This window comes from Actinomadura sp. 7K534, from assembly GCF_004348575.1.
Classification (GTDB): domain Bacteria; phylum Actinomycetota; class Actinomycetes; order Streptosporangiales; family Streptosporangiaceae; genus Spirillospora; species Spirillospora livida.
In genome coordinates, this window is sequence record NZ_SMKB01000302.1 from 1 (window position 1) to 7,601 (window position 7,601).

Below are 7,601 nucleotides of genomic sequence, written 5' to 3' on the forward strand. Positions count from 1 at the left end.
GCTGAGGGGGTCGGTTGAGGGGGCGGGGTTCCCGCCGGGTCTGGTTTCCGTGGGCTTTACATGTTACTAAGGTATGTAAAGCCGTGGGCGGAGCACACCCGCGTCGCGATCGCGCGGCGTCATCCCCCCGAGGAGGATCCCCCCGTGAGTTCCTACGACCTCTACTCCACGCCGGTGCCGACGGAGACGTGGAACGTCCCCATGGCCGGTGACACCCGCTTCACCTGGGAATACGACGAGGGCCGCGACCGGCTGCTGAACCTGTACCAGAAGGGCAAGGACAAGCAGTGGGACGCGCAGAAGCGCATCGACTGGGATCTCGAGGTCGATCCGGTCAACATCGCCGGCCTGCCGGAGAACTTCAACCCGCTCTTCGGCTCCGACATCTGGGAGAAGATGTCGCAGAAGGAGCGCGACGAGTTCGGTCGGCACCAGGGATCGTGGCTGTTCAGCCAGTTCCTGCACGGTGAGCAGGGCGCGCTCAACGTGTCGGCGAGGATCGTGCAGACCGTGCCGGACCTCGACTCCAAGTTCTACGCCGCCACCCAGACGATGGACGAGGCGCGGCACGTCGAGCTGTACACGAAGTTCGTGCACGAGAAGATCGGCATGTACTACCCGATCAACCAGGACCTGGCGAAGCTGCTCGCCGAGTCGCTGGAGGACAGCCGGTGGGACCTGCCCTACCTCGGGATGCAGGTCCTGATCGAGGGGCTCGCGCTCGCGGCGTTCGGCCTCTACCGCGACATGTCGACGAACCCGCTGGTCAAGCAGCTCCTGGCCTACGTCATGCAGGACGAGGCGCGGCACGTGGCGTTCGGCCGGCTCGCGCTCAAGGACCACTACGCCGAGCTCACCGACAAGGAGCGGGCCGAGCGCGAGGAGTTCGTCGTCGAGGGCTGCTACCTGATGCGGGACCGCTTCAAGGGCCGCGAGATCTTCGAGCAGCTCGACATGCCGGTCGACAAGTGCATGGAATACGTCGACAACTCGGATATGTACACGCTCTACCAGTCGCTGCTGTTCAGCCGCATCGTGCCGTGCGTCCGGGACGTCGGGCTGTGGGGCGACAAGGTGCAGGCCGCCTACGCCGACATGGGCGTCCTCGACAATGCCAAGGCCGACCTCGAGGCGCTCATGAAGCAGGACGAGGAGATCGCCGAGAAGGTCGACGAGGAGCGCTACGCGGCCGAGCTCGCCGCGCGCAAGGACGAGGTCGAAGAGGCCATCACGCTCGGCGGCACCGCCGAGTAGCCGGCACGTACCGGACGGGGACGCCCTGCGGGCGTCCCCGTTTCGCATTCCCGGATTGTTTGTCGGAGCTTGTCGCCATTTGGTGACCCCGGAATTTCCGGTCAGCGAATCCGTAGATCTATATGAGGTTTACCAATCGCTTCTCCAAATGGCCGTGCGCGTCTCCGGGCTGTACTAGCGTCGCCGGTCGACGGTGCGCCGGAAACTGCCGACCGCGGGGCGCACATCACACGTGCAGGGTCAAATCCGAAGAACTCCCGGGGGGAAGCATGTACCGATCCGTCAAGAGCCTGCTGAGCGTCTCCGTCCTCGTGCCGGCCGCCGCGCTCGCCGTCGCGGCCGCGCCCGCGCACGCCGCGCCCGGCCCGTCCACCGAGCTCCTCTACGAGGGCTACGCCGCGGCCGCGCCGGTCACCCGGGCGCTCCCGGACTCCGTGTCCCGGACCGCCGGGCAGACCGCCGAGCAGGCCACGCACAAGGTCGACGGCGTGCTCGGGAGCACCGGGGCCGGATCCGGCCTGCGCGCCAACCCCGACCCGCTCGGGAGCGCGGTGCCCGCCGGCGACCTGGGCGGCCTGACGCAGTCACTCCTCGGGACCGCCGGCCTGGGCCAGACCCTGGGCGGCGGTGGTCTCGGCCTTCGCGAGGCCCGCCAGGCCGAGTCGCCGGTGAGCCTGCTGCTGACGGACGTCCCGGCCACGCTCGGCGCGGTCGGCCCGGCCGGGCTGCCGGTAGGCACCACCCTCTTCCCGCCGAACGCGCGGGCCGCGAAGCCCGGCCCGACGGGGGACCTGCTCGGACAGGCCGACGGCGTGGTCGACCGGGCCGGCGGCGAGCTCGACGAGGCGGGGAACAGCGTCGGCAAGGTCGTGCGCGTGCTGAAGGCGAGCGAGCGCACCGCGGGCCGGGGGGACGGCCCGGTGTCCCTGCTGGACTCGTCCGGTGTGGAGCTGCCCGCCGTGGGCGGTCTCGGCTGATCCCAGTACTGATCAAAACGGGGCGTTTCGCGGATGTCGTAACATCTGTGGGACGCTCCGTTTTCATTATCCGCGCGGTGCTGGTTATATGCCCGAGATCGCGGTTCTCGCGGAGGTAAAGGCGATCATCTTGCCCGGTTACGTACCGCTTCCGAGCAACTCCGCACGGCAAAAGGTCGGGTGACAAACCCCACAAACCAGGGCTCTGCGTCTTGATTAACACGAGACGCAACGTACGGTCATCCACGGACCGCTTTCGTCCCGGCCCGCCCGCCAGAGAGGTCATCTGCCGGGGGCCGGCAACGGCGAAAGAGGCCGCTCGGTGCGGCGTCTCTGTGATCAAAAAAGAAGATGCCTTTCCAGCCGCACCTGCCGGACGCCAGACCGCGATGACGCGGACGCGCCTTGGGATCGGCGCGTGCGGGCCCACGAGCCCGCGGGCGGCGGGGGATTCGGGGACGGTCGACGTCGCCTGAACGCGCCGCGAGCACGGCGTTACGACACGCCGGGCGTCCGGGGACCTGTCCCCGATCAAAGGACACCTCTGTGGGTAGCCCTGTCAGGCGTCTTCTTCGAGCACGCCTACGAACGATTCTGATCATCTCCGGTGCCGCCGTCGCGGTCCTCAGCCTGGGCGCGTTCGCCCTGGTCAGGAGTGACGGCCCCGCGAAAACGGCGCGGGCGGCGCAAACGGAGCCGACGGCCGCGGACCCGCTCGCGGACGAACCGCGCGCCGAACCGACGCGCGCGGCCCGCGGCGGGACCCGCTCGCCGGAGCCGACCCGGAAGAAGACGAAGACTCCGAAGAGCAGGCGGGACTCGGCGGCCGGCCGGGCGCCGGAGCCGGCACCGAAGGCCAGAAAGAAGAAGAAGCGGAAGGTCCTGGAGTCGGGGTCCTGCGAAGCCTCGTACTACTGGCAGGGGCAGATGACCGCCAGCGGCGAGCCCTTCGACCCGAGCGACCTGACGGCCGCGCACAAGACGCTGCCGATGGGCTCCAAGGTCCGCGTGACGAACAAGAACAACGACCGTTCCGTCACCATCCGCATCAACGACCGCGGCCCGTTCGTGAGCGGCCGCTGCCTGGACCTGTCCAGGGCCGCCATGAAGAAGGTCGGCGGCACGGGCTCGGGCGTGATCCCGGTCCGGTACGAGGTCCTCTCGCGCGGTTGACCCAGCAATAGAGCACAACCCGCCCGGCGGGCGCGTGAGCGTGCCCGCCGGGCGGTTTCAGCGTGCGCTGCCCGCGCCCGCGCTCCACGGCTCGGCGGTCTCCCGGGCTTCGGGCGGACCGCCGCCCGAATCGAGGGACCATGCGCCGTCTCCCGAGTCGGCGGGCAGCACGTCCTCGTTCTCGGGCGCCCGCGGAGCCCCCGCGAGCCGGTCGTCTGGCGTGGTGGCGAGCCGTTCCCGGAACCAGTCGGTGAGGACGCCGTCCACCCGGACGGCCTCGGTGATGGGCGGGTGCGCCTCGGTGCCGGGCTCCGCGGCGAGCGCGTGCCCCATGCGGAACGTCGTGGACTCCACGGCCCCGGTGCCGTGCCGGCGAAGCACGTCGCGCAGCGCGGTGATCTCCCGGGCTGGGACGACCCGGTCGGCGGCGCCGCCGATGAGCAGGGTCGCGATGTCCCGTCCGGCCAGGTCCGCGGCGACGGTGGCGAGGTCGAGCCGGTCGGCGGCCTCGTGGGCCTCGTCCGTCCAGGCGAGGCCGAGGCCGGAGCGCTTCTCCATCTCCCGCGCGGCGCGCGAGGGCGCGACGACCGGTGCCACGAGCGCGAGGGTGCTCACCGGCACCACGTCGCGCGCCGCGGCCAGCAGCGCGGCGGCGCCGCCCACGCTGAACCCCGCGAGCCCGATGGGGCCGTCGGGGATCGCCAGGTCGCGGCGGATGTCCGCCAGGGCCGATGGCAGGCGCCGGACGGCGTCCTCGACCGCCGCGCAGTACGTCTCGATGGCCTCCGTCCGCAGGATCTCGCCCGATTCGAGCCCGCCGGGCGAGCTGCACGGCAGGTCGAGGTAGACGCGCCACACCGGGACGCCGGTCATCGGGGTCGCCGCCGCCAGCGCCCGCGCCGTGCGGGGCGGGTCGAAGCCCGGCCAGGCCACGATCACCCGGGTCGGACCCGCCGGGGACGCGTCGACCGCGGTCGGGGGCAGCGCGACGTAGGAATCGCCGGCCGCGGTGCCATGGACGGGATGCGTATGGTCGCCGCTCATATCGGTCTTCGGCTCCTGCGGTGGTCGACGGCCGTGCCGGGCGTGCCGGTCGTGCCGGGGGAGGCGGCGCTCCTCCCGCGGGCGACATGCTTCCAGTGAACGCCGCGCAACACGCCGTGAACCGCCGCGCGTGCGCGGCGAGAGTGAGCCTTCTCACGCGGCCCTTGGTGTTTCGTCCGGCAATTTCGCGATCAGTCCGGCAGCGGTTCGCCGGGACGGGTGTGAGCCTCGCCGCAGGGCCCGCCGAGGGGAACATTTCCGGCACTCGTGGCGTCGTAGACAACGTGGGCGCCGCGGGGGCGCGCCCTCCCGACGTCCGTCTGAGGAGTGCTCGTGGACAGGAAGCGCAACGCGGCCGCCGCAGGGCAGGCCTGGCAGATCTATCGCGAGACCCTGGAACCCGACGCCCCTGGTCTGTGGGAGCGGGCGCGGGCCGTACCGCGGATGCTCAAGTCGGTCCTCCGCGGCCAGTACAAGGGCATGTCCTTCAAGACGCTCGGACTGCTCGCCCTGGGGTTCGTCTACATCGTCTCCCCGATCGACGCCATCCCCGACATGATCCCCGTGGTGGGCATCGCCGACGACACGGGCATGGCCCTGTGGATGGCGACGGTCCTCGTCAAGTCCGCGGGTGACTTCGTCGCCTGGGAGCGTGGGGGCCGGCCCACCGTCCTCGTGGGCGAACCCGTCGACTGACAAGAGCTACTGGTTTCCAGGAAGGCGAGACCGTCCGTGCGGTGGTCTCGCTTTCACGTGCTAGGGCCGAGTTCCTTGGCGAAGCGCTCGGCGGCCTCCCGCATGATGGGGACGACGTTCGGGACGGCCTCGCGCGTCATGCGCCCCGACGGGCCGGACACGGATATCGCCGTCAGCGCGGGCGCGCCCCGCAGGGGCACCGCGACGCAGCGGACCCCGAGTTCCTGCTCCTCGTCGTCCAGCGCGTACCCCTGCTCGCGGATCCGCGCCAGCTCGGACAGCAGGGCGTCCGGGGAGGTGAGCGTGTTGGGCGTGTGCGCCGCCATGCCGGTGCGGGCGAGGATCTCCGTGACGCGCTGGTCGGGCAGCTGCGACAGCAGCGCCTTCCCCACACCCGTGCAGTGCGGCTGGACGCGCCGCCCCACCTCGGTGAACATCCGCATGGAGTGCCTGGACGGCACCTGCGCGACGTACACGGCCTCGTCGCCCTCCAGCACGGCCATGTTGGCCGTCTCGCCGACCTCGTCCACGAGGCGGGCCAGCACCGGGCGCGCCCACGTGCCCAGCAGGCGGCTGGCGCCCTCGCCGAGCCGGACCAGGCGCGGGCCGAGTGCGTAGCGCTTGGACGGCTCCTGGCGCACGTAGCCCTGGTTCACCAGCGTCCGCATCAGGCGGTAGATCGTCGGCATCGGCAGCCCGGAGACCTCCGTCAGCTCCGACAGCGCCATCTCGCCCCCGGCGTCCGCCAGGTGCTCCAGCAGATCGAACGCACGCTCCAGCGACCGAACGGCCTCCGCCACCCCGCGTCTCCTCTCCCCGACGATTCACCCGATTCTACGGAGAAACGATTTCGCTCTGCGGAAGACGTGCGTTCGTCAGAGTGATGCACGTTACACGCGCGCCGAACCTGGCAATAACCCTGTGTGCCCGGCGCCGTATCGCCGCCCCCCTGGCAGCCGTAGGGACAGCGGAAAGCGCGAGAGGGGAACGGGTTGCACACGGGGGGCCGAAGGACACTCTGGGCTGCGATCGCACTGGCCGTACCGCCGCTGATGCTCGCCGGCCCGGCCGCGGCCGCGGGGCTCGGGGAGCGCTCGTCCGGTGTCCGGTTGCTGATGACCATGGCGGCGGCCGGCAGCACGACCACGGGCGAGGGCCCTGCGCTGACGTACAAGGTCCGCGTGCATGCCCAAGGCGGCATCGCGCAGGACGTGACGCTGCGCATGGCCGCTGAGTGGCCGCTGTCTTGGGCGACGTTCTCGTCGAGTTGCGCTAAGGCCGCTCCGGATGTGCTGCGGTGCGCGTTGGGCGACGTCGGCGAGAAGGCGGTCGAACGGACGGCCACCGTCCAACTGCCGCGCAGGACGGGGGCAGGGTCGGGGTCGGAGGGGCCCAGGATGCCGCTGAGCGTCCTCGCGGTGGCGGACGCCGCGAACACCGAGAGCCGCTCGATCCGCGCGGTGATCGACCAACCCGGCGCTCCGGAGCCGAGCACGGACGTCCAGCAGTGCCGGGAGGTCTCGGAGCCACGTCCCTGCGACGCGGGCACGCCCAGCGGCCCGAAGCCGAGCCCGTCCGGCGACTCGGGCGAGCCCGGTGGCGAAGCGTCCGGACCGACGACAACTGCCGGTGGGGGCGGCGGGACGTGCACGGGCGGTCGGCCGTGCCAGGCCGGAACACCCAGTGGCGGGAAGCCGAAGGCGAGCGGGAACCCGAGGCCGGGAGAAAGCCCGAAGTCCGGCGGGAACCCGAAGTCCGGCGGGAACCCGAAGACCAGCGGGAACCCGAAGACCAGCGGGAACCCGAAGACCAGCGGGAACCCGGAGTCCGGCGCGAACCAGGAGTCCGGCGCGAACCCGAAGTCCGGCGCGAACCCGAAGTCCGGCGCGAACCCGAAGTCCGGCGCGAACCCGAAGTCCGGCGCGAACCCGAAGTCCGGTGAGAGCCCGAAAGGCGGGAGCCCGAAGTCCGGCGCGACCCCGAATACCGGCGGGAACCCGACGTCTGGCGGTATGCCGAAGGCCAGTGGTGAGCCGAAGGCGGATGGAGACCCGAAGGTAAGTGCGAATCCGAAGGCCGGCGGGAAGCCGAAGGCGAGCGGAAAGCCGAAGCCCGGTGAGAGCCCGAAATCTGGCGGAACCCCGAAGGCCGGGGGGCATCCGAAGCAGGGGGCTGACCCGAAGGCCGGTGGGCACCCGAAGGTGAGCGGGAAGCCGAAGGACGGGAAGCCTGAGGCGGCGGCGAAGCCGGGGAAGCCGCCCGGTGCGGGCGGTGCGCCCACCGGCAGGCCGTCCGCAGGCGGCGCGGTGAAGCCCCGGACGGCCGACGAGCCCGGCGGGCACGGGACGCCGCACGCGGGCCCCGAGACGTCCTTCGGCGGTGACGGATGCCGGCCCGGCGAGGAGTGCGGCGCGTTCCCGCTGCCGCCCGGCGGCGCCGGAGGGGCGGGTCCGGGGG

At 71.4% G+C, this 7,601-nt stretch carries 6 protein-coding genes and 1 pseudogene; 5 read left to right on the top strand and 2 right to left on the bottom strand.

The features are described 5' to 3' along the window. The first annotated feature begins 144 nt into the window (after positions 1-144). The 3 genes from E1266_RS33450 to E1266_RS33460 all read left to right on the top strand — a co-directional run bounded on the left by E1266_RS33450 (position 145) and on the right by E1266_RS33460 (position 3,404). Positions 145-1,254, top strand: a complete 1,110-nt coding sequence (locus E1266_RS33450; RefSeq protein WP_132053985.1) for a ferritin-like domain-containing protein — start codon at positions 145-147, stop codon at positions 1,252-1,254. A 269-nt stretch (positions 1,255-1,523) separates the two neighbouring features. After that, positions 1,524-2,231, top strand: coding sequence for a hypothetical protein (locus tag E1266_RS33455; RefSeq protein WP_132053987.1), 708 nt, complete (start codon positions 1,524-1,526; stop codon positions 2,229-2,231). Between the two features lie 546 nt (positions 2,232-2,777). Beyond that, positions 2,778-3,404 (top strand): septal ring lytic transglycosylase RlpA family protein, encoded by a 627-nt coding sequence (locus tag E1266_RS33460; protein WP_132053989.1) that lies wholly within the window; start codon positions 2,778-2,780, stop codon positions 3,402-3,404. A gap of 57 nt (positions 3,405-3,461) precedes the next feature. On the opposite strand, the gene E1266_RS33465 is transcribed toward E1266_RS33460, so the two are convergent. Further along, entirely contained in the window at positions 3,462-4,448 is a 987-nt protein-coding gene (locus E1266_RS33465) for an alpha/beta hydrolase fold domain-containing protein (protein WP_132053991.1), read from the bottom strand. Between the two features lie 333 nt (positions 4,449-4,781). Here E1266_RS33465 and E1266_RS33470 point away from each other — a divergent pair, with 333 nt between their 5' ends. After that, positions 4,782-5,144 carry a YkvA family protein gene (locus E1266_RS33470; RefSeq protein ID WP_132053993.1) on the top strand — a complete coding sequence of 121 codons (363 nt, stop codon included), beginning with the start codon at positions 4,782-4,784 and terminating at the stop codon, positions 5,142-5,144. Positions 5,145-5,197: 53 nt separating this feature from the next. Here the strand turns inward: E1266_RS33470 and E1266_RS33475 are convergent, their stop codons facing one another. After that, the gene (locus tag E1266_RS33475) at positions 5,198-5,944 is read right to left on the bottom strand and encodes an IclR family transcriptional regulator (RefSeq protein ID WP_268248589.1); all 747 of its coding nucleotides are present in this window, start codon (positions 5,942-5,944) and stop codon (positions 5,198-5,200) included. Positions 5,945-6,136: 192 nt separating this feature from the next. On the opposite strand from E1266_RS33475, the pseudogene E1266_RS33480 reads away from it, so the two are divergent. Beyond that, positions 6,137-7,601 (top strand): annotated as a pseudogene (locus tag E1266_RS33480) (hypothetical protein); the annotation flags it as partial.